14 protein-coding genes and 2 pseudogenes are annotated in these 22,699 nt (G+C 73.1%); 11 read left to right on the plus strand and 5 right to left on the minus strand.

The genetic code is table 11. From position 1 onward, the window contains the following. Positions 1-73 precede the first annotated feature (73 nt). The 3 genes and pseudogenes from ACSUPT_RS19550 to ACSUPT_RS19560 form a co-directional block, all read right to left on the minus strand. Positions 74-544, minus strand: a complete 471-nt coding sequence (locus tag ACSUPT_RS19550) for a hypothetical protein (RefSeq protein ID WP_436945110.1) — start codon at positions 542-544, stop codon at positions 74-76. A 2-nt stretch (positions 545-546) separates the two neighbouring features. Next, positions 547-807, minus strand: coding sequence for a hypothetical protein (locus ACSUPT_RS19555; RefSeq protein WP_351965756.1), 261 nt, complete (start codon positions 805-807; stop codon positions 547-549). A gap of 164 nt (positions 808-971) precedes the next feature. Then, positions 972-1,956, minus strand: a pseudogene (locus ACSUPT_RS19560) (pyridoxal-phosphate dependent enzyme). A 205-nt stretch (positions 1,957-2,161) separates the two neighbouring features. Here ACSUPT_RS19560 and ACSUPT_RS19565 point away from each other — a divergent pair. The 7 genes and pseudogenes from ACSUPT_RS19565 (at position 2,162) to ACSUPT_RS19595 (ending at position 10,628) form a co-directional block, all read left to right on the plus strand. After that, positions 2,162-3,739: a S8 family peptidase gene (locus ACSUPT_RS19565; RefSeq protein WP_351965650.1), complete on the plus strand. Its 1,578-nt coding sequence runs from the start codon at positions 2,162-2,164 to the stop codon at positions 3,737-3,739. Between the two features lie 322 nt (positions 3,740-4,061). After that, positions 4,062-5,153 carry a DUF4190 domain-containing protein gene (locus ACSUPT_RS19570; protein WP_436945111.1) on the plus strand — a complete coding sequence of 364 codons (1,092 nt, stop codon included), beginning with the start codon at positions 4,062-4,064 and terminating at the stop codon, positions 5,151-5,153. 307 nt (positions 5,154-5,460) lie between these two features. Next, a complete protein-coding gene (locus ACSUPT_RS19575; protein WP_436945113.1) occupies positions 5,461-6,216 on the plus strand; it encodes a GntR family transcriptional regulator in 756 nt (251 codons plus the stop codon). 319 nt (positions 6,217-6,535) lie between these two features. Next, complete coding sequence (locus ACSUPT_RS19580; RefSeq protein ID WP_351965653.1) at positions 6,536-6,715, plus strand: SPOR domain-containing protein; 180 nt, start codon at positions 6,536-6,538, stop codon at positions 6,713-6,715. 27 nt (positions 6,716-6,742) lie between these two features. Continuing rightward, positions 6,743-7,135 (plus strand): annotated as a pseudogene (locus ACSUPT_RS19585) ((deoxy)nucleoside triphosphate pyrophosphohydrolase); the annotation flags it as partial. A 377-nt stretch (positions 7,136-7,512) separates the two neighbouring features. Continuing rightward, entirely contained in the window at positions 7,513-7,941 is a 429-nt protein-coding gene (locus ACSUPT_RS19590) for an ATP-binding protein (protein WP_436945116.1), read from the plus strand. A 146-nt stretch (positions 7,942-8,087) separates the two neighbouring features. Further along, entirely contained in the window at positions 8,088-10,628 is a 2,541-nt protein-coding gene (locus ACSUPT_RS19595) for a SpoIIE family protein phosphatase (RefSeq protein ID WP_351965655.1), read from the plus strand. Positions 10,629-10,727: 99 nt separating this feature from the next. Here ACSUPT_RS19595 and ACSUPT_RS19600 read toward each other — a convergent pair whose 3' ends face one another. Together ACSUPT_RS19600 and ACSUPT_RS19605 are read right to left on the minus strand one after the other, a co-directional pair. Then, positions 10,728-11,441 carry a PspA/IM30 family protein gene (locus tag ACSUPT_RS19600; protein ID WP_436945117.1) on the minus strand — a complete coding sequence of 238 codons (714 nt, stop codon included), beginning with the start codon at positions 11,439-11,441 and terminating at the stop codon, positions 10,728-10,730. A 152-nt stretch (positions 11,442-11,593) separates the two neighbouring features. Continuing rightward, a complete protein-coding gene (locus ACSUPT_RS19605; RefSeq protein ID WP_436945118.1) occupies positions 11,594-13,900 on the minus strand; it encodes a TPM domain-containing protein in 2,307 nt (768 codons plus the stop codon). Positions 13,901-14,148: 248 nt separating this feature from the next. Here ACSUPT_RS19605 and ACSUPT_RS19610 point away from each other — a divergent pair, with 248 nt between their 5' ends. From ACSUPT_RS19610 to ACSUPT_RS19625, 4 genes are all read left to right on the plus strand, one after another. Continuing rightward, positions 14,149-16,590, plus strand: coding sequence for an ABC transporter family substrate-binding protein (locus ACSUPT_RS19610; RefSeq protein ID WP_436945120.1), 2,442 nt, complete (start codon positions 14,149-14,151; stop codon positions 16,588-16,590). A gap of 192 nt (positions 16,591-16,782) precedes the next feature. Then, positions 16,783-18,690 (plus strand): translational GTPase TypA, encoded by a 1,908-nt coding sequence (typA, locus tag ACSUPT_RS19615; RefSeq protein WP_351965659.1) that lies wholly within the window; start codon positions 16,783-16,785, stop codon positions 18,688-18,690. A 1,024-nt stretch (positions 18,691-19,714) separates the two neighbouring features. Then, positions 19,715-20,758, plus strand: coding sequence for an ABC transporter permease (locus tag ACSUPT_RS19620; RefSeq protein WP_351965660.1), 1,044 nt, complete (start codon positions 19,715-19,717; stop codon positions 20,756-20,758). A gap of 98 nt (positions 20,759-20,856) precedes the next feature. Further along, positions 20,857-22,656: an ABC transporter substrate-binding protein gene (locus tag ACSUPT_RS19625; RefSeq protein WP_351965661.1), complete on the plus strand. Its 1,800-nt coding sequence runs from the start codon at positions 20,857-20,859 to the stop codon at positions 22,654-22,656. The last annotated feature ends 43 nt before the right edge of the window (positions 22,657-22,699 follow it).

Genomic DNA, 22,699 nt, shown 5'->3' on the forward strand with positions numbered 1-22,699 from the left:
CGAGGGCCTGCTGGGGAATCGGCTCCCTTCGGGCCAGGCACCCGGCGGGCACCGTCGCGCGTCCCGCTCAGGGTCAGGGTGGTGGTTGCCCGGCCAGGTGGGCCGCCAGTTGTTCGCGGGTCGTGGACGGGTCGGACACCAGGGCCGACAACGTGTCGTCCGCCAGGGGCGTCGTCGCCACGGCGGGGCAGCGGTGGCAGGCCGAGGTGCCGGTCTGGTGCCACCACTTGCAGTGCGGGCGCAGATGGCAGCGGGGGACCTGGCGGGTGTCCTCGCTGGCCGGCACGGCCAGCATCCGGTCGGCGAGGCCGCAGTCCGGGCCCACCCGGTGGGCGCACTCGCTCACGCAGTGGGACGCGAACCGCAGCACCCGCGTGGGCGGCACCCCCTCCGGCAGGGTCGGTACGACCTCCGCCGCGGCCACCGGCGTGGCCAGGTAGGCGACCTGGCCGTCCGGCCCCGACCGCACGCCCAGCACCACCGCCTCCGGGCGGTCGGGCGCGCCGCTCGGGCACCACCGGACGGCCGGTTCCTCCGCGGCCACCGTCAGCAGGGCCTTACGCCGGTGTCGGACTGGGGCGCGACGAAGCCCACCACGTTGCCCTCCGCCACCGCGCCGCCCTCGCTCAGCTCCCGTTCGACGGCCTGGCGCACGCTGTCCGCCAGCTGCTCCGGGGTCGCGATGCGGGCCGCGGCCGGGCGGTCGGACGTGCGCGGGGCCGCCGACGCCGTGGTCACCGACGCCGCCGCCAGCCCGGTCGCCAGGGCCGCGGCCGCGGCGGCGGAGCGCAGGGTGGACTTCCTCATTCTCAACTCCCAGGGGTGACAACGGGGTTCGAGTGCCGAGTGCGGCCCCAACGGTGCCCCGCACCCCTCCGCCACGGCAAGATCCCTGCTTCGCTCGTCCGCCGTCCGTCCGGATCTGCGCCCTGCCGCGTCCGGATTCCTACCCGGCGGGGGAGTGGCGGGAGCTACGCCTGTGCCGCCAGTCCCGTCTTCGCGCCCGCGCCGCACAGCGGTACGACGCTCTCGCCCCGCGGCGGGTCCGCCGTCACCGCCGCCCAGCACGCCACCCCGGTCGGCTCCACGAACAGGCCCCGTCGCGCCAGGTCGCGCTGCGCGTCGCGGATCTGTTCGTCGGACACCGTCCGGAACGTCCCGCCCGACTCCCGTACCGCCCGCAGGATCCGGCGCGCGCCCGGCGGGCTGGGGATCGCGATGCCCTCCGCCAGGGTCGGCGCGGCCGGTACGGGCTCCGCGTCCGCCGCGCCCGCCGCGAACGCCCGCGCCGGCGGGGCCACCGGCCCGGCCTGCACCGCCACCAGCTCCGGGCGCCGCTCCACCAGGCCGGCCGCCAGCAGCTCGGTCACCGCCAGGTCGGCGCCCAGCAGCAGCGTGCCGTTGCCCACCGGGACGACCAGTGTGTCCGGCAGCCGGCCGCCCAGGTCCTGCCACAGCTCGTACACGTAGGTCTTCGTGCCGTGCGGGAAGTACGGGTTGTACACGTGCGACGCGTAGAAGACGCCCGGTTCGTCCGCCGCCGCGCGCGCCGCCCGCGCCGCCGTGCCCGCGTTGCCGCTGCTGTCCGCGACGGCCCGCGCGACCCGCCTGGGGCCGAGCCGCCGGGCCAGCTCTATCAAAGGCGCCCCGGTCCTCGAAGGACAGCGTCGGCATCAGGTGGTCGAGCTTCGCGGAGACGTTCCCGGTGAGCCGGACGAGCGGGGTGCGGCCCTCGCCGAGCGAGGCGTACGGCTCCGAGAGCGGCAGCGCCTCCTTGTGGCGCCACAGCGAGTCCACCCGGCCCGCCAGCGCCTCCAGCGGTACGGGCGCGGCGGTGAAGTCCAGGTCCCACGGCCCGTCGCAGCGCGGGCAGCACCAGGTCAGCGAAGAAGCGGAAGATCGAGCTCCGCAATCCTCGTGGAGGTGTGAGGCTCTCTCAGGCGTGGCCGTCAGCATGACAGTTGTGTGGCACATCTGTTAACGGCGGTTCGGCACCCTTGTGGGATTCCTATGGATCGGCCAACCTTTCGCCTGGCAGGCCAAGGTGGTTGGCGCCGCGTTCACGTGGCGCGTTCCGTCGTGCATGCATACATCAGGGGTTGTCATGCACCTGCCGCTATTCCCCCACAGCAGCGCACCACCAATGAGGAGGACCCCTCACATGCACGTGATGCGTACCTCGCGGCGCAGAGCAGCCGCCGCCAGCGCGATAACCGTCGCCGCGCTCGCACTGGGCACCCTCGCCGCCTACCCGGCAGCCGCCGCCGGCACGGCCGCGGAAGGCGTCATCCAGTACGCGGACGACCCCAACGCCGTCGAGGGCAGCTACATCGTCACGCTCGACGAGTCCGCCGCCGACTCCGACGCCAAGTCCGGCAAGGCGGTCGCGGCCAAGTACGGCGCGAAGATCAAGAAGACGTACACCGCCGCCCTCAACGGCTACGCGGTGCAGCTCTCCGAGGCCCAGGCGAAGAAGCTCGCGGCGGACCCGGCCGTCGAGTCCGTCGTCCAGGACCGCGTCTTCACCATCAGCGGTACGCAGCCGAACCCGACCTGGGGCCTCGACCGCGTCGACCAGCGCAACCTGCCGCTCAACCAGAGCTACACCTACCCCGACCCGGGCGGCTCGGGCGTCACCGCGTACATCATCGACACCGGTGTCCGCATCACCCACAGCGACTTCGGCGGCCGCGCCTCCTACGGCTACGACGCCGTGGACAACGACAACACCGCCCAGGACGGCAACGGCCACGGCACCCACGTCGCCGCCACCGTCGCGGGCAGCGCCTACGGCGTGGCCAAGAACGCCAAGATCGTCGGCGTCCGCGTCCTCAACAACAGCGGCTCCGGCACGACCGCCGGTGTCGTCGCCGGCATCGACTGGGTCACCCGCAACGCGGTGAAGCCCGCCGTCGCCAACATGAGCCTCGGCGGCGGCGCCGACTCCACGCTGGACGCGGCCGTCCGCAACTCCATCGCGTCCGGCGTCACCTACGCCGTCGCGGCCGGCAACGAGAACACCGACGCCTCGACCAAGTCGCCCGCGCGCGTCACCGAGGCGATCACGGTCGGCTCGACGACCAGCTCCGACGCCCGCTCCAGCTTCTCCAACTACGGCAGCGTCGTGGACATCTTCGCGCCGGGCTCCTCCATCACGTCGGCCTGGCACACCGGCGACACGGCCACCAACACCATCTCCGGTACGTCGATGGCCTCCCCGCACGTCGCGGGCGCGGCCGCCCTGTACCTGGCCAACAACCGCGCCGCCACCCCGGCCCAGGTCGCCACGGCCCTGACCTCCAACGCCACCACCGGCGTGGTCACCAGCCCGGGCACCGGCTCGCCGAACCGCCTGCTGTACGTCGGCGACGGCGGCACCACGCCCCCGCCCACCGGCTCCCGCTTCGAGAACACCGGCGACTACGCGATCAACGACCTCGCCACCGTCGAGTCGCCGGTCACCGTCACGGGTGTCTCGGGCAACGCGCCCTCCGGCCTCAAGGTCGAGGTGAACATCCAGCACACCTACATCGGTGACCTGCGCGTCCAGCTCGTCGCCCCCGACGGCACCGCCTACACGCTGAAGGACTACAGCACGGGCGGCAGCGCCGACAACATCAACACCACGTACACCGTGGACGCCTCCTCCGAGGTCGCCAACGGCACCTGGAAGCTGCGGGTGACCGACAACTACCGCTACGACACGGGCAAGATCGACGCGTGGGCGCTGCAGTTCTGACGCTTCCGCCGATCGGGTCCGATCCGATCGAGCCGGACCTGGTCCGGTCCGATCTGAGCTGATCGGATCCGACCCGAGGGTCCGACAGGGGCGGCCGCCGGTTCCGGCGGCCGCCCTTCCGCGTGCCGGGGCGCGGGAGTGCGCCGAACCCGCCCGCGGCGCAAGCGGGTTGTCCCGCGCGGGCGCCCGCCGGTCCGCGGGGCGGTCGGGTGTCCGGAACGTCCGGTTCGCGGACCGCATTAGGTCCCGCGTCCGGCACGGCGTACGATGCGCGCCGCTCATACGTTTGTTCGCATCCCGCCCCGACAGGAGCACCGTACCCGTGTCATCGTCCCCGCAGGGCTGGCCCGCGCCGCAGCAGCCCTACCCGCCGGTGCCCCCGCCGCCCGGGGCGCCGCAGCCGTCGCCCACCACCAGCGGCCTGGCCATCGCCTCGCTCATCACCGGCATCGTCTGCCTCGTGCCGCCGCTCGGCCTGGTCCTCGGCGCGTTCGCCCTGGCGTCGATCAAGCGCAAGGGCCAGAACGGCAAGGGCCTGGCCATCGCCGGCATGATCCTGTCGCTGATCAGCACCCTACTGGTCGCGGCGGGCTTCGCCACGGGCGCGTTCAAGGACTTCGCGGACGGGGCCCGCAAGGTGCAGGAGGAGGTGGCCAGCACCGACTCGGCCTTCGCCCTGCGCACCGGCGACTGCTTCAACCAGCCCGGCGGCGCGGTCAGCGAGAAGGAGGTCATGACGGTCAAGAGCGTGGACTGCGCCAAGCCGCACGACGCCGAGGTGACCGGCTCCTTCAAGCTCGCCGACGGCGCGTACCCCGGTGTCCCGGCCATCGAGAAGCAGGCCGAGGACCGCTGCCTGACCATCAGCGAGCAGTACTCCCTCGACTCCTGGGCGGTCCCGGAGAACGCGGTCACGTTCTACTACCACCCGACCGAGGACAGCTGGAAGCTGCAGAAGGACCGCACGGTGACCTGCGCGTTCGCCGCCGAGAAGGGCAAGCTGACCGGTTCGCTGCGCGCTGACGCCACCACGCTGGACGCCGACCAGGTCGCGTACCTGAAGGCGATGAACGCGCTGGACGCCGCGCTGTTCGCCGAGCCCGAGGCCGACCCGGAGGAGGACCTGGACGCCAACGTCACCTGGGCCGGTTCGGTCGAGGAGGCCCTCGACGGCACCATCGCGCAGCTGAAGGGCCACACCTTCCCCGGCGCCTCCGCCGCGCCCGTCGCGGAGGTGGTGAAGGAGCTGGAGAAGGCCCGCAAGCACTGGGCGAAGGCCGCCGCCTCGAAGGACTCCGACACCTTCTGGACGCACTACGAGCCCGGCTACGACGCCCTGCCGCTCGACCTCGGCAAGGACGCGCGCGCCGCGCTGAAGCTGTCCACCAAGGCGCCGGTCGAGCCGACCAGCTGACGCCGCCGCACGGCGGGAGACGCACCCGAGGGCGCACGACGGCCATCCGCCGTTGTGCGCCCTTCCCGTGCGGCCTTCCCGTGTGGCCTTCCGCATGCGGCCTTCCGCGTGCGCCGCGCTCGCGCGCCCTCCCCGTGCGCCCGCTCGCGCGCCCCTGCCGCGCGTGGGCCCGTACCGGAGGTAAGCCCCCGGCAGGTCGCCCGCCATCCAGCGGACTTCACCGTCCGTCAGGTTCTGGCCCATGCTTGCGGGGGCCAACGCGCGGTTGTCAGGCTGTCGCTGTCTGTCAACCTGATGGGAGTGGCCTGTGACATTCGGCGAGCAGCCCGCCTATCTGCGCGTTGCGAGCGATCTACGCAAGAAGATCGTCAACGGCTCGCTGCCCCCGCACACCCGCCTCCCCTCCCAGGCCCGCATCCGCGAGGAGTACGGCGTCTCGGACACCGTCGCCCTGGAGGCGCGCAAGGTCCTGATGGCGGAGGGCCTGGTGGAGGGCCGCTCCGGCTCGGGGACGTACGTGCGGGAGCGTCCCGTGCCGCGCCGGATCGCCCGCTCCGGGTACCGCCCGGCGCACGGGACGGTGAACCCGTTCCGGCAGGAGCAGGCCGCCGAGGGCGCGCGCGGGACCTGGGAGTCCAGCAGCGAGCAGGACCGGGCGCCGGCGCCGATCGCCGAGCGGCTGGGCATCGCGGCCGGCGACCCCGTGATGCGCACCCGGTACGTCTTCCGGGACGGGGGCGAGCCGATGATGCTCTCCACCTCCTGGGAGCCGCTCGCCCTCACCGGGCGCACCCCCGTCATGCTGCCCGAGGAGGGCCCGCTGGGCGGCTGCGGGGTGGTCGAGAGGATGGCGGCGATCGACCTCGTCGTGGACAACGTCGTCGAGGAGGTCGGCGCCCGCCCCGGACTCGCGGAGGAGCTGCTGACGCTCGGCGGGGTGCCCGGACACGTGGTGATCGTGGTCGAGCGCACGTACTACGCCTCCGGGCGGGCGGTGGAGACGGCGGACGTCGTCGTCCCCGCCGACCGCTACCGCGTCGCGTACCACCTGCCGGTGCGCTGAGCCGCGCGAGGGGCGGGCGCGGAGCGGGGCGGAGGGCATCGGGCGGGGGAGGGGGGCGTCGGGGTCGAGGGGGCGACAGGAGCGGGCGAAGCGGGAGGGGCGGGAGGGGGCGCGGGGGAAAGTACCCGTTCGTGGTGGTTCATGGGGGCGCATTCGGTCGAGTGCGCCCCCTTTTTCCGTGGGATTCCTGGCCGGAACCGTATCTCTTTGTGCAAATGCGTATCCGCACCGTAAAGGTCAGGCGTAAGCTCGGGCATATGCGGATTGCGGTTTCAGCGGAATCCTTGGACACAGGCGACCGGGCGGGGGGAACGGCGTGATGCCCGACAGCGGTACGACTCTTCTCTGGCAGGTCATCCGGCAGGACGACAACGGCAACCACTACCGGGTCGGCCGGTACGCGACCCGTGACGAGGCGCAGAAGGTCGCCGACAGCCTCGTCTCGCCCGCGAACCGGCAGCTCTACTGGGTCGAGCGGATCGGGGAGCCCGCGCGCTGACCGGCGCGGACCGATACGCTCCGGCGCATGACGGATCGTGTGGTGGTCGCCGGGGCCGTGTACGACCGGGGGCGGCTGCTCGCCGCGCGCCGCAGCGCGCCGCCCGAGCTGGCCGGCCGCTGGGAGCTGCCCGGCGGCAAGGTGGAGCCCGGCGAGTCGCCGCGTGACGCGCTCGTACGCGAGCTGCGTGAGGAGCTCGGCATCGAGGCCGAGACGGAAAGGCGCGTTCCGGGGGCGTGGCCGCTCGGACGCGGACATGTGCTGCACGTGTGGACCGCCCGCGTGCTCGCCGGTGAGCCCCGGCCGCTCCAGGACCACGACGAGGTGCGCTGGCTCGCCCGCGCCGAATGGGACACCGTCGACTGGCTCGAACAGGACGTCCCCGCCGTGGTGGAAGCCCTCCGCCACCTCCCCGGCGGCGACCTCGCCCCGGACGACGCCCCCGGACCGGCCCCCCGCCACGCCTCCGGGCCCACCGCCGGCGGCGCCCCCGAATCCGCCTCCCGCCACGCCTTCCCGCCCGCCGCCGACGATGCCCCCGGGCCGGCCGCGGACGACGACCCCCAGCGCACCGCCGACGATGCCCCCGGTCCGGCCGCGGACGCGGACCGCGGCGGCGGCCCGCCGGGCTCGCGATGAGCTCCCGGACCGTGCCGGGCCGCCGGGCGCGGGTCGCGCGCGGTCGGTCCCGGTGGCCGACAGGGTGACGCCGGGCCCCGCGATACAGCGCGCTCGATATCGGGTATGTCCTTATTAACCCCCACAAGTCGGGCGCGACTCTGTACCTGGTCCGGGAAGTGATCAGCGTGAGCGACAACGGCGACGCGTGCGTCGAGTGGACCCTTCCGGGGCGGCTCGACTCCGCGCGGACCGCCCGCCGCGCCGTCCGGGACACCTTCCGCGACTGGCGGCTCGACCCCGAACTCGCCGAGCTCGCCGCCCTCCTGGTCAGCGAACTCGTGACCAATTCCCTGCGGTACGCCCACGGTCCCGTCGGCCTCCGCCTCACCCGTGTCCCCGAGCCGCACGGCTCCCTCCCGCCCCGCCACGCCCTCCTCGTGGAGGTCTCCGACCCGGTTCCGGACCCGCCGCGCGCCCGCCCCGCCGGGCCCGACGACGAGGGCGGACGCGGACTGCAGTTGGTCGCCTGCGCGGCCCGCCGATGGGGTACGAGGAAGGGTCTGACGGGTAAGACCGTGTGGTTCGAGCTGCCCCTGCCGGGTTAGAAGAGGGAAGGGACGACGATCACCTAGGCTCGGCTCAAAACGAACGAGACCACCCTGTGATCGTGAACGGCGTGCCGACGGGGGCCGTAGTGCTGAATACTGCGGGAATGGCCGGTCCGGTGCGGTGAGCTGGAGGGGACGGTCGCGTGAGCGAGATACCTGGAACGGCGGACGGCGTCGTGTGGCAGAGCAACCCACCTGGCTCGATCTACGACTACATCAGAGTCGCGTCGTTCTCCATCGGCCCCGACGGGCTGGTCGACCAGTGGAGCCTGCGGGCCGCCGAGATGTTCGGCATACCCGCACGGGACATCCGGGGCACGGACCCCGTCGAGGCGTTCATCCCCGCCGAGCTGCGCCCGCGCGGCCACCGCAAGATCGCCGAGATACTCGACGGCAAGGAGTGGACGGGCCTCGTCCCCTTCCGCATACCCGGCGAACGCCACGCGCGCGGCCTGGCCGAGGTCTACGTCATGCCCAGCGAGACCGGGGACGGCCGGCGCGGCGCCGTCTGCATCGCCGTCGACGTACGCGCCTTGCGCCGGATTGAGACCGACTTGGCCTCATCGCAGGCGATATTCGGTCAATCTCCCTTTGGCTTCCTTCTGTTCGGCACCGACCTGACGGTGCAGCGGGCCAACCAGCGCTTCGCCACCGTCTTCGGCGGGACCGCCGAGGACCACCGCGGCCGCACCGTCGAGGACTACCTCACACGCGGCGAGGCCCAGCGGATGACCGCCGCGCTGCGCCGCGTCCTCGACACCGGCGAGGCCGTCACCGACATGGAGGTCACCGGCACCGTCCCCGGCGACACCGACCGCCGCCACTGGTCCGTCAACCTCTACCGGGTGCACAGCGGTTCAGGCCGGCCCATCGGCGTCGCCGGGGTCACCACCGACGTCACCCGCCGCCACAACGCCGCACGCGAGGCCGCCAGCGCCCGCCGCAACCTCGCGCTCCTCAACGAGGCCACCGCGCGCATCGGCACCTCCCTCGACCTGGAGACCACCGCGCGGGAACTCCTCGACGTCGCCGTCCCCGGCTTCTGCGACCTCGCGTCCGTCGACCTCTACCAGGGCCTCCTCACCGGCGACGAGGCCCCGCCCGGCCAGGCCGGCGGGCGCACCGCACAACTGCGCCGCGTCGCCTTCGCCAGCGCCGTGTCCGACGCGCCGCCCCTCGTCGGCCCGCCCACGGGCCCCGGCTGCTGCGAGACCGGCCCCACCCTCGTCGGCGCCGTGCACCGCTACCCGTTCGGCTCGGCCTGCGCGAAGGCGCTGCGCACCGGCCGGCCCGTCCTCGTCCCCGCGGACGACGGCGGGCTCGTCCACTCCACCCTCGCCGTGCCGATGGTCGCCCACGACACGGTCGTCGGCCTCGTCCAGTTCTCCCGCACCAAGGGCAGCGAGACCTTCGGCGAACGCGACCGGGCCCTCGCCGTCGAGCTCGCCGCCCGCGCCGCCGTCTGCATCGACAACGCCCGCCTCTACCGCCGCGAGCACGAGCGCGCCCTCATCCTCCAGCGCAGCCTGCTCCCGCCGGGCGACCCCGAGGCCGCCGGACTCGACATCGCCTGCCGCTACCTCCCCGGCAACGCCGCCACCGAGGTCGGCGGCGACTGGTTCGACGTCATCGAACTGCCCGGCCACCGCACCGCCCTCGTCGTCGGCGACGTCATGGGCCGCGGCCTGCGCGCCGCCGTCGCCATGGGCGAACTGCGCACCGCCGTACGCACCCTGGCGCAGCTGGACCTCGAACCGGCCGAGGTCCTCTCGCATCTGGACGAGATCGCCCGCGGCCTCGGCGCGCCCATCGGCGCCCAGTCCTCGCGCGCCGCCCACAAGCAGCGCGGCCCCGAACTGTCCGAGGTGTACCTCGCCACCTGCGTGTACGCCGTGTACGACGCCGTCACCCGGCGCTGCACCTTCGCCAACGCCGGGCACCTGCCGCCCATGCTGGTCGAACCCGGCAAGGAGGCGCAGCTCCTCGACGTACCGCCGGGGATGCCGCTCGGCGTCGGCGGGGAGCCGTTCGAGGAGGTCGAGGTCGAGCTGCCCGAGGGCTCGCTGCTGTCCCTCTACACCGACGGGCTCGTCGAATCCCGCGACCACCCGCTGGACGAGGGCCTCCAGGCGCTGCGGCGGGTCCTCACCGGGCCCGAGATGGCGCTGGAGGACGCCTGCGACCACGTCCTCAACACCCTGGACACCCGGCACGGCCAGGACGACATCGCCCTGCTGATGGCCCGCGTCCGGGGGCTGCCCGCCGAGGCGGTCGGCGACTGGCGGCTGCCGCGCGAGCCCCGCTCCGTGGGCCGGGCCCGCGAACTGGCCCGCGCCCAGCTCACCGCCTGGGACCTGGACCCGCTGATCGACACGGTCGAACTGCTCGTCAGCGAGCTGGTCACCAACGCCCTGCGCTACGGCGAGGGGGAGATCCGGCTGCGGCTGCTGCGCGACCGGACGCTGGTGTGCGAGGTGTGGGACGCGGGCCTCGTGCAGCCCCGCCGCCGCCGTGCGCGCGACACCGACGAGGGCGGGCGCGGGCTGCAACTCGTCGGGCTGCTCAGCGCCGGATGGGGCTCCCGGCGCACCCCGCGCGGCAAGACGGTCTGGTTCGAACTGGCCCTCCCCGACGGCGAGAGCACCGCCGAACCGACGGTGGACCAGCTGCTGAGCATGTTCTGACCCGGCGCGGCACCCCGCCCGCGGTCCCTGCGACGAGCCGCGGGCGGGAGCGACGCGCGTGGTCCGCACGGCGCCGCGGGCCGGGGATCGCGCGGTGGTTCACGCGGCGGACTTCAGGGCCGCCAGACGCGCCTCGATCTCCGCCGCGTCGCCCGCCGCGTCCAGCTGCTCGAACTGCGCGTCCAGCGACGAAGCGGCCAGCTCCTGCTTGCCCAGCGCCTTCGCCTCCTCGCGGCGCACCTTGTCCTCGAAGCGGCTGATCTCGCTCGTCGGGTCCAGGACGTCGATGCTGCGCACCGCGTCGAGCATCCGGTTGCGGGCCTCCGCCGAGCGGGCGCGGGCCACCAGCTCGTCCCGCCGGTTCCGCAGCTCCGCCAGCTTCTCCCGCATCCGGTCCAGGCCCGTCTTCAGCTGCTCGACCACCTCCGTCTGGGAGGCGATCATCGGCTCGGCCGCCTTCGCCTCCTTCTCCGACTGCAACTGCCGCCCCAGCGCGACCTTCGCCAGGTTGTCGAACTTGTCCGCCAGCTCCGGCCGCCGCGACGCGCGCAGCTCGTCGGCCTTGGCGCTGGCCGCGCGGGCCTTCTCGCCCCACTCGCGCGCCGCCTCCACGTCCTCGCGGTGGTCCTCCTCCAGGAGGCGCAGGTTCCCGATGGTCGCCGCGACCGCCTCCTCGGCCTCGCCGATGTTCTCCGAGTAGTCGCGGATCAACTGGTCGAGCATCAGCTCCGGGTCCTCGGCCTGGTCCAGCAGGGCGTTGACGTTGGCCTTCGCCAGCTGGGCGACGCGGCCGAGGATGGAGTGCTTGGTCATGGCGCCTCTCCTTGCGGGTCGTGCGTGGATCGTGTCGTGTACGCGGGCCTGTGCGGAGTCGTGTACGCGGGCCCCGGTACGGGGGTGCGGCCGGTACGGCGTGTGCGCGGGGCCGGTACGGGGCGTGCGCGTCGCGCGGGTGCGTCGTGCCGTCAGAAGCGCCCCCCTCCGCCGAGCCGCCCCCGCGTCCCCCCGCCGCCGAAGCTCGCCGGGCCGCCCGCGAACCCGCCGGGCATCCCGCCGCTCCTCCCGCCGCCCATGAGTCCGCCCAGCAGGATGCCGCCCAGTACGGCACCCCCCAGGCCGCCCGGGCCGCCGGGTGCGCCCCGCAGGCGTACGTCCTGCTCGGCCAGCGCCTGGGCCTGCCGGGCCAGCGCGTCCGCACGCTGCGCGTCCGCCAGCGCGGCGCGCGGGTCCGCGTCCGCACCGGGTCCCGTACCGCCCGCGCCCGGCCCCGCGCCCGCCTCGGCCGCCGCCAGGTGCCGCCGCGCCTCCGCCAGCCGCGTGCGGGCCACGCTGGCCACCGCGCCCCGGTGCGTCGCCAGGTAGTCCTCCGCCGCGCCCACCGACGACCGGGCCGCCAGGAGCGCCTGGTCCAGGAACGCGCGGGCCCTGCGCAGCCCGCCCTCCCGCTCCAGCGCCTCGTCCAGCGCCGCGTCGGCCTCCTCGGTGCGGCGCAGCGCGTCGACCGGGTCGTACCGCCCGGCCTCCGCCGCGCGCCGCACGTCCCGTACGACGGACTCCAGCCGGGCCGTCCGGCCGCGCAGTCCGGCCGCCGTCCCGCCGGGCGTGCCCTCCAGCACCCCGCGCGCCTCCGCCAGGTCCGCCTCGGCCTCCGCGAGGGCGCCCGGCAGCCGGCCGGCGGCCTCCGCAAGCTCCACGGCCCGCCGGTCCACCGCCTCGACCAGCCGCGCGGCCTGCGCGAGCGCCCCCTCGGCGGCCCGCAGGTACAGCGCCACGGACACCCGCTCACCGCCCCCGCCCGCCGCACCGCCACCGGACCCCGCACCGCCCGTCCCCGCCTCCGCACCGGACCCCGCCGCGCCCGTCCCCGCACCGCCACCGGACCCCGCAGCACCCGCGTCCGCAGCGCCCGCCTCCGCACCGGACCCCGCACCGCCCGCCTCCGCACCGGACCCCGCACCGCCCGCCTCCGCACCGGACCCCGCACCGCCCGCCTCCGCACCGGACCCCGCAGCGCCCGTCCCCGCACCGCCCGCGTCCGTGCCGCCCGCGCCGCCCGCGCCGCCCTCCAGGGCCTCCCCCGCCCGCGACAGGTTCGCCGCCGCGAACGCGAGGCGGGCGCGGGCCTCGGACGGTGCCGTGGCCACCGGCGCGGCCGCCGCGTCCGTGTAGCGGTCCCGCATCGCCGACAGGGCCGCCTCCGCCGTCGTCAGCCGGCCCTCCAGCTCCCGGTGCGCCGCCTCCGCCGCGGCCAGCGCCCCGGGAGCCGTACGCTCCAGGTCCCGCAGCGCGTCGAAGGCCGCCGACTCCTCGTCCAGGCGCCGTCCCGCGTCCGCGCACCGGGCGACGATCTCCTCCAGCATGGCCCGGCGCGTCACCTCGTCCTCCGGCTCCGCGTCGTCCAGCCGCTGGCGCAGCCGGAACGCCGCGGTCAGCTCGCCCTGCGCGTACGCCACGGCCTCCGCGAACGGCTTCGCCGCCGCCTCGCCGAACTGCGCCTGCGCGAAGCCGAGTTCCTCCTGGCTGGTCCGCACCGCGTCGTCCGTCTCCACCAGCGCCCGCCGCGCCCGCTCGTCCAGCTCCGGCGGCGCCGGCACGGACACCCCGCCGTGGGGCGTCGTCCGCGTCCGGGCCCGCCTGCGGCGGCTCGTGTACGCGTACCCGGCCACCGCCAGCGCCCCGGCGACCAGCACCACCGGGACCAGCAGATCCACCGCCGGACTCCCGCCGCCACCGGGGTCGGGCACGCCCGGGGTGAGGGCCGGGACCGGGACGGGCCGCCCGGAGAGCGCCGCGGCGTACCCGTCCGCCGCGCCGATCGCCGCGCCCGCCCAGTCACCTGCGCGCAGCGCGGGCTCCACGGCGGTGCGCGCCACCTCGTCCAGCCGCGCCTGGGTGAGCCGGCCCGCCGCGTCGGCCGTGTAGGCGTACCGGCGCTCCCGCGTGGCCACCGCCAGCAGCACGTCGTCGGTGCCGAGCCCGTTCCGGTCCGCCGTCGCGTCGGCCCACTCCCGCGGGGAGCGGCCGGAGAAGTCCCGTACGTACACGGCGAACAGCTGCAGCCGGTGCTCGTCGTACAGCCGGTCCAGCGCGCGGGCCACCTCGGGGGCGCGCACCCCGAGGGCGTCCACCCGGTCGGTGATCTGGCCCCGGCGGTCCAGCGGCCCCGGCTCCTCCGCGCGCCCGTCGGGGGCGGCGGGCCCGGCCAGCCAGCACACCGCCGCCAACAGCCCGGTCAGGAGGGCCACCAGGGCCCGGGGGGCTCCGCGCGTCACAGAAGCGAGGCTAGGCCGCCCGCCGGCGGGCCGCGACCGGACGGACGTCCCCGGCCGCCCGCCGTCCGGCCCTCGCGGCGGCAGGCACCCGCCACCCCGTGCCGCCCCCGCGCGTTGGGCCGCACGGGTGGGGTTTCGGGTGCCGGCCGACGTGTCGCCGCGGGGGCGCGGGGCCCGTCCCGTTCAGTGGACAGGCCATAGGTGTGATCATCGCGAAATTCAAGAATCCGGACGAAGAGGTACAAGCCATGTCCCACGTCGGCGTCCGCGCACTCCGGTCCGCCGCGCTCCTCACCAGCGGGGCGCTCGCCGTATCCGTACTCGCCGGCTGCAGCTCGGGGGACGACGAGGGCGGCGCGCCGGCCGTGCCCGCCGACATCGCGGCAGCCCCGCGCGCCTCCGTCGCGGACGGCGGCACCCTGCGCTGGGCGGTCGACGCGCTGCCCGCCACCTTCAACGCCTTCCAGGCCGACGCCGACGCCGCCACCGCCCGGGTCGCGGACGCCGTGCTCCCGTCCCTCTTCACCCTCGACGAGCGCGGCCGGCCGCAGCTCAACCGGGACTACCTGGAGTCCGCGGAGATCATCGAACGCGAACCCCGGCAGGTCGTCCGCTACCGGCTGCACCAGCAGGCCGTGTGGAGCGACGGCCGCGAGATCGGCGCTCCCGACTTCGTCGCCCAGTGGCGGGCCCTGCGCGGCCGCGACAGCGCCTACTGGACGGCGCGCAACGCCGGGTACGAGCGCATCGAGAAGATCGAGCGCGGCGCCGACGACCTGGAGGTCCGGGTCACCTTCGCCAAGCCGTACGCCGACTGGAAGTCGCTGTTCACCCCGCTCTACCCGAAGGAGATCACCGGCTCGCCCGCGGCCTTCAACGACGGCGCCCGCACCACCCTGCCCAAGACCGCCGGCCCCTTCCGGCTGAAGACGGTCGACAAGAAGGCCGGCACCCTCACCCTCGTCCGCGACCCGCGCTGGTGGGGCGCGCCCGCGAAGCTCGACAGCCTCGTCCTGCGCGCCGTCCCGCGCGACCGCCGCGCCCAGGCGCTCACCGCGAACACCGTCGACATCGCCGACGTCGACGCGGCCCTCGCCGCGCGCGTCACCCGCGCCGCGCGCGAGGGCAAGGCGGGCGCGCCCGGCAGCCCGGCCCCCGGCAGCCCCGCGCCCCTGTTCGCGCCGGACTCCGGGAAGGCGCCGTCCGCCGCCCTGGAGTCCTGGGCCACCGCGCACGGCTCCGACAAGGCGAAGGCCGCGGCCGAGCGCGCCGCCCGGCTGCGCGAACGGCGCGCGGCAGCCGCGGACGAGGCCGAGCGGCGGGCCCTGCGCGCCTACGTCGTGCGCAAGACCCTGGAGCCCGCGTACACGCAGCTCGCCCTGAACGGCGAGTCCGGGCCGCTCGCCGACGAGCGGGTGCGCCGCGCGGTCGCCCGCGCGCTGGACCGGCGCGAACTGGCCCAGTCCGTGCTGGCCCCGCTGGGGCTGCCCGCGGAGCCGGTCGGCTCGCACCTGGCGCTGGCCGGGCAGGACGCGTACGCCGACAGCAGCGGCGCCCTGGGCAGCCAGGACACGGAGGAGGCCCTCGCCCTGCTCGCCGACGCGGGCTGGACCAAGGACGGCGCGCGGGCGGGCGCCGCGCCGAAGGACGGCACGAAGGCGGGGGCGGAGGCGACCGCGGCCCCGTCGAAGGGCACGGCCTCCAAGGGCGCCGCCCCGAAGGCCGCAGCTTCGGACGACGCGGCCTCCCGGGGCGCCCGGCCCGCGGGCTCCCCGTCGAAGGCGCCGTCGCGGGGCGCGTCGCCCGCCGCCGCACCCGCCGGGACGTCCGGCACCGCGCGGACGGCCGACCTGCCGTCCGACGAGGGGTGGTACGTCGTCGGCGACGAGAAGCCCGCCGCCGACAGCAGGCCCGGCACCCGCGTCCTCGCGCCCGCGCCCGCCCCGGCCGTCCACAGCCGGCTCGTCACCGGCCAGGCCCGCGCCCTCACCGGCGCCCTCACCGCCGACTCCCAGGACGCCCCCGCCCTCCAGCGGCCCAAGGCCCAGGGCGGTGCCCCCGGGGCGTACGCGCCCGCCGGCACCGCCGCGCCCGCCACGCCCGCCACGGGCGCGCCGAGCGCCGCCGCCGGGGCGCCCGCCGGGCCGCTCGGCAAGGACGGGCAGCCGCTCACCCTCCGCTTCGTCCTGCCGTCCGGCCCCGGCTCCGAGTCGCTGCGCGCGGTCGGCGACCGGATCGCGGCCATGCTGGACCGCATCGGCGTCCGCACGGAGATCACCAAGGTCCCGGACGCGAGCTTCTTCAAGGACCACATCGCGTCCGGCGACTACGACCTCGCCCTCTACTCCTGGCCCGGCACGGCCTACCCCGCCACCGACGGCCGGCCGATCTACGCCAAGCCGGAGCCCGCCACGGACGGCTCGCTGCTGGTGGAGCAGAACTACACGCGCGTGGGCACCGACCACATCGACCAGCTCTTCGAGCGGGCCGCCGCCGAGCTGGACGAGAAGGCCGCCCGCGACCTGGTGCGCCAGGCCGACGCCCGCATCTGGGCCGCCGCCGGATCGATCCCCCTCTTCCAGCGGCCCGAGCTGGTCGCGGTACGGAAGAACGTGGTCAACGCGGGTGCCTTCGGCTTCGCGACGCCGGACTACGAGAACATCGGATTCGCGGCGCCGAAGAAGAGGTGAAGCCGTAGCGAACAAGCTCAGAAAGCGCTCAGATCCGTTGCCCGCCGGGCCCCCGGCGGGCACGATCATGCCCGGGAGGCCGAGTGTGCGTCGGCCCCGTACCATGGACAGAGCCGTGGCGCGTCCGCCCGGCGGGCGTACTGAGGAAAAAGAGACGCCGCACCCACGATCCGAGAGAAGCGCCAGCCACCCATGCCCACGCGCCACGACATCCGTAACGTAGCCATCGTCGCCCACGTCGACCACGGCAAGACGACCATCGTCGACGCCATGCTCAAGCAGGCTGGTGCCTTCGCCGCCCACCAGCTCGACTCCGTCGACGACCGCATGATGGACTCGAACGACCTGGAGCGTGAGAAGGGCATCACGATCCTCGCCAAGAACACGGCGGTGAAGTACCACCCCAAGGACGGCGGGTCCCCGATCACCATCAACATCATCGACACCCCCGGCCACGCCGACTTCGGCGGTGAGGTCGAGCGCGGCCTGTCGATGGTGGACGGCGTCGTTCTCCTCGTGGACGCGTCCGAGGGTCCGCTGCCGCAGACCCGCTTCGTGCTCCGCAAGGCCCTGCAGAAGCGGATGCCGGTCATCCTCTGCATCAACAAGACGGACCGCCCCGACTCCCGGATCGACGAGGTCGTCAACGAGACGTACGACCTGTTCCTCGACCTGGACGCCGACGAGGACCAGATCGAGTTCCCGATCGTCTACGCCTGCGGCCGTGACGGCGTCGCCTCGCTGACCAAGCCGGAGGACGGCACGGTCCCGGCGGACTCCACCAACCTGGAGCCGTTCTTCTCCACGATCCTGGAGCACATCCCCGCCCCCGTCTACGACGAGGACGCCCCCCTCCAGGCCCACGTCACCAACCTCGACGCGGACAACTTCCTCGGCCGTATCGCGCTGCTGCGCGTCCAGCAGGGCGAGCTGAAGAAGGGGCAGACCGTCGCCTGGATGAAGCGCGACGGCTCCGTGCAGAACGTCCGCATCTCCGAGCTGATGATGACCGAGGCGCTCACCCGCAAGCCCGCCGAGAAGGCCGGCCCCGGTGACATCTGCGCCGTCGCGGGCATCCCCGACATCATGATCGGCGAGACGCTGGCCGACCCGGAGAACCCGATCGCGCTGCCGCTGATCACGGTGGACGAGCCGGCCATCTCCATGACCATCGGCACGAACACCTCGCCGCTGGTCGGCCGCGGCGGCACGGGCAAGGGCGCCGACGCCAAGTCCGCCGTCAAGGACCGCAAGGTCACCGCCCGCCAGGTCAAGGACCGCCTCGACCGCGAGCTCATCGGCAACGTGTCGCTGCGCGTCCTGGAGACCGAGCGCCCCGACGCCTGGGAGGTGCAGGGCCGCGGCGAGCTGGCGCTGGCCATCCTCGTCGAGACGATGCGCCGGGAGGGCTACGAGCTGACGGTCGGCAAGCCGCAGGTCGTCACCAAGGAGATCGACGGCAAGCTCCACGAGCCGGTCGAGCGCATGACGATCGACGTGCCCGAGGAGCACATGGGCGCCGTGACGCAGCTCATGGGCGTCCGCAAGGGCCGCATGGACAACATGTCGAACCACGGCTCCGGCTGGGTCCGCATGGAGTTCGTCGTCCCGTCGCGCGGCCTCATCGGCTTCCGCACGGAGTTCCTGACGCAGACCCGCGGCACGGGCATCGCGCACTCCATCCACGAGGGCCACGAGCCCTGGTTCGGCACGCTGACGACCCGTAACAACGGTTCGCTCGTCGCCGACCGGGCCGGCGCGGTCACCGCCTTCGCGATGACCAACCTCCAGGAGCGCGGCGTCCTCTTCGTGGAGCCGGGCACCGAGGTGTACGAGGGCATGATCGTCGGTGAGAACTCCCGCGCCGACGACATGGACGTCAACATCACCAAGGAGAAGAAGCTCACCAACATGCGCTCCTCCACGGCCGACGTCGCCGAGTCGATCGTCCCGCCGCGGAAGCTGTCGCTGGAGCAGTCCCTGGAGTTCTGCCGCGACGACGAGTGCGTCGAGGTGACCCCGGAGGCCGTGCGCATCCGCAAGGTCAACCTGGACGCGCGCGAGCGCGCCCGCGCGGCCTCCCGCGCCAAGCACGGCTGACCCCCTCGCGCGTGGGTCCACGCGTACGGCGCGGGCCGCTTCCGCGCCCCTTCGACCGACGGCCGCCGGGCACCCGCCCGGCGGCCGTCGGCCGTTTCCGCTCCCGGGAAGGAGCGGCCGACCGGGCGGGGCACGGGCCGCCCGCATGACGCGCCGGCCCCGACCACCCCGTGGGCACGCTCGGGTCGCGCCGGCCGTACGCACCCGGCGCGGCGAGCACGCTCATATGGGGTGTGACCGACCTCTCGAACGGCACTTTTCAGCCACCGCCCGGACACCCGGAGCGCCCTTCGCGAGGACATGTCCGACGCGTACGCGTCAACGTGTTTTCTCCTGCGAAGCGTCCGGTTATCGATCGTTGCTCTCCGGAACTTGTGTTAACAGTCCGTTTCGCGGGTGTCTGTCTGTGCTCAGTTTGTCTGGATTTCGGTCAGTGACACTTGGGCGATGTTGTCAAAACGAGACCCTTTAAGTGTGGTTTACAGCCCGGTCGTACTTAATAGTTGGCTCCACTGAGCTCGGGTCGATGGGTCACGCGCTGTGGGGAGCGCCGACTCGCGAGCACACGTGGTACAGCACTTCGCCGTCAGGGGTGTCGGCGGAGTGCACCGTACCCAACCATGCAGTGAATACGTGGACTCATGAGGAGGAACCCATGCGCGGTGCCACGAGCGCCAGTGGGGTCGGGTCGTCGCAGCTGGCTCCAACGGCCGGTCACCCGTGTACGTCAACCGGTCAGGCCGCCTGCAGCGGTCGGCGATTCTGAGACCCGGTCAACCGCTCGGCTCGCGCTCCTCGGGGGGTAAACCACCCCTGCTGACCATCCTTCCGGCCCATGCCCGCGGGACGCCTCCCGCCCGGTGTGCGGTGCCGCCGTCGTACCCGGCCACGGGTGCCCGGCATGTCCGGAACGTCCGAGAGGATGTCAGGCAGCGACCGTGACCGACCGGGTGCCCACCACCCGGCCGTCGCCGCCGCACGCGCAGGATCGCGGGTCATCCGACACCCGTGAAATGGACACACCATGACCAGTCCAACTGAGATCGAGGGCTCCGCAGCCTCCGTCACCTTGGACAAAGACACCACGGCCAAGACCGAAGCCGCGGAGGAGAACAAGCAGGGCCACCAGGGCCGTTCGCCCAGCCAGCTGATGTGGATGCGCTTCAAGCGCGACCGCGTCGGCGTGGCCTCCGCCTTCGTGGTCATCTTCTTCTTCGCGATCGGCGCCCTCGCCCCCGTCATCTCCGCGCTCTACGGCAAGGACCCGTACACGCTGTACCCGTCGGTGCCGGGGTACGAGGACCTCCTCGACGACTTCGGCATGCCGTACGGCACCTTCGGCGGCATGTCCGGCGAGTTCTGGTTCGGCGTCGAGCCGAACCTGGGCCGCGACGTGTTCACGATGCTGCTCTACGGCATCCGCACGTCGCTGTACCTGGCCGTGGTCGTGACGGTGCTCTCCGTGGCCACCGGTGTCCTCATCGGCATGGTCGGCGGGTTCTTCGGCGGCAAGGTGGACTACTGGCTCGGCCGGGTCACCGACTTCTTCCTCGCCTTCCCGAGCCAGCTGTTCTTCATCGCCTTCATGCCCGTCGTGACCGCGCTGTTCGTGGACCCGCGGGAGGAGACGCCGACCTACCTCCGGGCGGTTGCGATCGTCCTCGTCATGTGGTTCCTCGGCTGGATGGGCATGGCGCGTCTGGTGCGCAGCTCCGTACTGACCATCCGTGAGCGGGAGTTCGTCGAGGCCGCGCTGGTCTCCGGCGCCTCGCGATGGAGGATCGTCCGCAAGGAGATCCTGCCCAACATCGTGACCCCGATCCTGGTGCAGGGCACGTACATGCTGCCCAGCGCCATCCTGTCGATCGCGTTCCTCTCCTACGTCGGCGTCGGCTTCACCGAGGAGACCCCGGACTGGGGCCGCATGTTCGCCATCGGTGCGGAGATCTACGAGCAGAACCCCGCGTTCATGTTCTTCCCCGGCATCGCGATGGTGCTCTTCATCCTCGCCTTCAACCTGCTGGGCGACTCGGTCCGCGACGCGTTCGACCCCAAGACCGGACGGTGACGTCCAAGTGCGGGGGAGCTGCCGCCCCCGCACCGGGCAACCGGACGGCAGGCAGCACTTTTCTGGACAACAACTCACAGGTAGGTGCAAAGAGCATCATGAAGTCCATCCGATCGCGCTCCGCGCGCGCCATAGTCGTCGCCCTCGCGGCCGGCTCTCTGGTGCTGACCGGTTGCAGCACCAACGAAAAGGGCAAGGACACGGGCAAGGCCGCCCCGGGCGCCAAGGAGGCCCAGGAGCAGTCGAAGCCGGTCGTCTACGGTGACGCCGCTGCCTCCACCGGTCCCGCCGAGGAAGTCAAGGGCGCCAAGTCCGGCGGCTTCATCGAGGTCTACCAGCAGTCCGACCTGAGCCACATGGACCCGGGTCAGATCTACGTCTCCGACGCGGGTCAGTTCGCCAACCTGGTGCACCGCAAGCTGACGAACTACAAGGAGGACGCCAAGGGCAACCTGACCGTCGTCGGTGACATCGCCACCGACTCCGGCCAGACCACCGACGGCGGCAAGACCTGGAAGTACACGCTCAAGGACGGCATCAAGGACGAGGACGGCAACGTCATCACGTCCGCCGACGTCCGCCACTCCATCGAGCGCCTGTACTCGAAGGTCATCTTCGACGGCCCGACGTTCGTCCAGACCTGGCTGTCCGGCAACGAGTACCGCAAGGCGCTTCCTGACGGCCCGTACAAGGGCAAGCACCTGCCGAACACCGTCCTGGAGACCCCGGACGCGAAGACGGTCATCTTCAAGTTCAACCAGCCGCGCCCCGACCTGCCGCAGGCCCTGGCCATGGCCGGCTACGGCATCGTGCCCGCGAAGCAGGACACGAAGGAGAAGTACGACAAGGCGCCGAAGGCCCTTGGCCCGTACAAGATCGCCGAGTACAAGGCCGGCAAGTCCCTCAAGCTGGTCCGCAACACGAACTGGGACCCGAAGACCGACGCGGTCCGCCACCAGTACGTGGACGGCTGGAACTTCACCAACACCATCGACTCGGCCAGCCAGACCAAGCGTCTGATCGCCGACCAGGGTGAGGCGAAGAACGCCATCCAGTTCACCGACTCGGTCGAGACCACGCTCGTCCGCGACGTCGTCACCAAGCCCGAGGTCAACAAGCGCACGGTCAAGGGCTACCAGCCCTACGTGTGGCAGCTGACCTTCAACATGGACCGCGTCAAGGACAAGAAGATCCGCGACGCGATCACCTACGCGATCCCGAACGAGCGCATGGTCCAGGCGGACGGCGGCAAGTTCGGCGGTGAGATCGCCGGCGGTCTGTTCGCCCCGACCCTGCCGGGCCACGACCCGAACTACGACCCGTTCGGCAAGAAGAAGAAGCCGAACGGCGACGTGGAGAAGGCCAAGCAGCTGCTGAAGGAGGCGGGTGTCAAGGAGGGCACCAAGCTGACCTACGCCTACTCCAACACCCCGCGTGGCCAGAAGCAGTCCGTCATCATCAAGGACGCGCTCAAGGCGATCGGCATCGACCTCCAGCTGAAGGAGATCGACCGCGCGAGCTACTACGAGCAGATCGGCAAGGTCAAGAACCCGTACGACCTGTACATGACCGGCTGGGGCCAGGACTGGTCCTCCCCGTCCACGGTCGTCACCCCGGTCTACGACGGCAAGCTGATCGCCGACGGTGCCTCGAACTACTCGCACATCAACGACCCGAAGGTCAACGCCCTCATCGAGGAGGCCCTGAAGCTCCAGCCGGAGCAGGCCGCCAAGAAGTGGGAGGAGGCCCACAAGCGGATCGTCGAGGAGGTCAACCCGGCCGCCCCGGTCTACTACTCGAAGCAGATGCAGCTCTTCGGCTCGAACGTCGGCGGTGCCCGGTACAGCACCAACTCGAGCTACATCAACATCAACGACCTGTACCTGAAGCAGCCGTAATCACGAACATCGGCTGACCCGCGGGGGTGCGCGCCAGGCGGAG

The organism is Streptomyces sp. SudanB25_2051, assembly GCF_964272635.1.
In the GTDB taxonomy this organism is placed as follows: Bacteria; Actinomycetota; Actinomycetes; order Streptomycetales; family Streptomycetaceae; genus Streptomyces.

Excerpts from the sequence above, each read along its gene's own strand:
- typA (WP_351965659.1), top strand. The coding sequence starts at position 16,783 with ATGCCCACGCGCCACGACATCCGTAACGTAGCCATCGTCGCCCACGTC.
- ACSUPT_RS19600 (WP_436945117.1), bottom strand. The coding sequence starts at position 11,441 with ATGACCAAGCACTCCATCCTCGGCCGCGTCGCCCAGCTGGCGAAGGCC.
- ACSUPT_RS19565 (WP_351965650.1), top strand. The coding sequence starts at position 2,162 with ATGCACGTGATGCGTACCTCGCGGCGCAGAGCAGCCGCCGCCAGCGCG.
- ACSUPT_RS19620 (WP_351965660.1), top strand. The coding sequence starts at position 19,715 with ATGACCAGTCCAACTGAGATCGAGGGCTCCGCAGCCTCCGTCACCTTG.
- ACSUPT_RS19625 (WP_351965661.1), top strand. The coding sequence starts at position 20,857 with ATGAAGTCCATCCGATCGCGCTCCGCGCGCGCCATAGTCGTCGCCCTC.
- ACSUPT_RS19610 (WP_436945120.1), top strand. The coding sequence starts at position 14,149 with ATGTCCCACGTCGGCGTCCGCGCACTCCGGTCCGCCGCGCTCCTCACC.
- ACSUPT_RS19555 (WP_351965756.1), bottom strand. The coding sequence starts at position 807 with ATGAGGAAGTCCACCCTGCGCTCCGCCGCCGCGGCCGCGGCCCTGGCG.
- ACSUPT_RS19580 (WP_351965653.1), top strand. The coding sequence starts at position 6,536 with ATGCCCGACAGCGGTACGACTCTTCTCTGGCAGGTCATCCGGCAGGAC.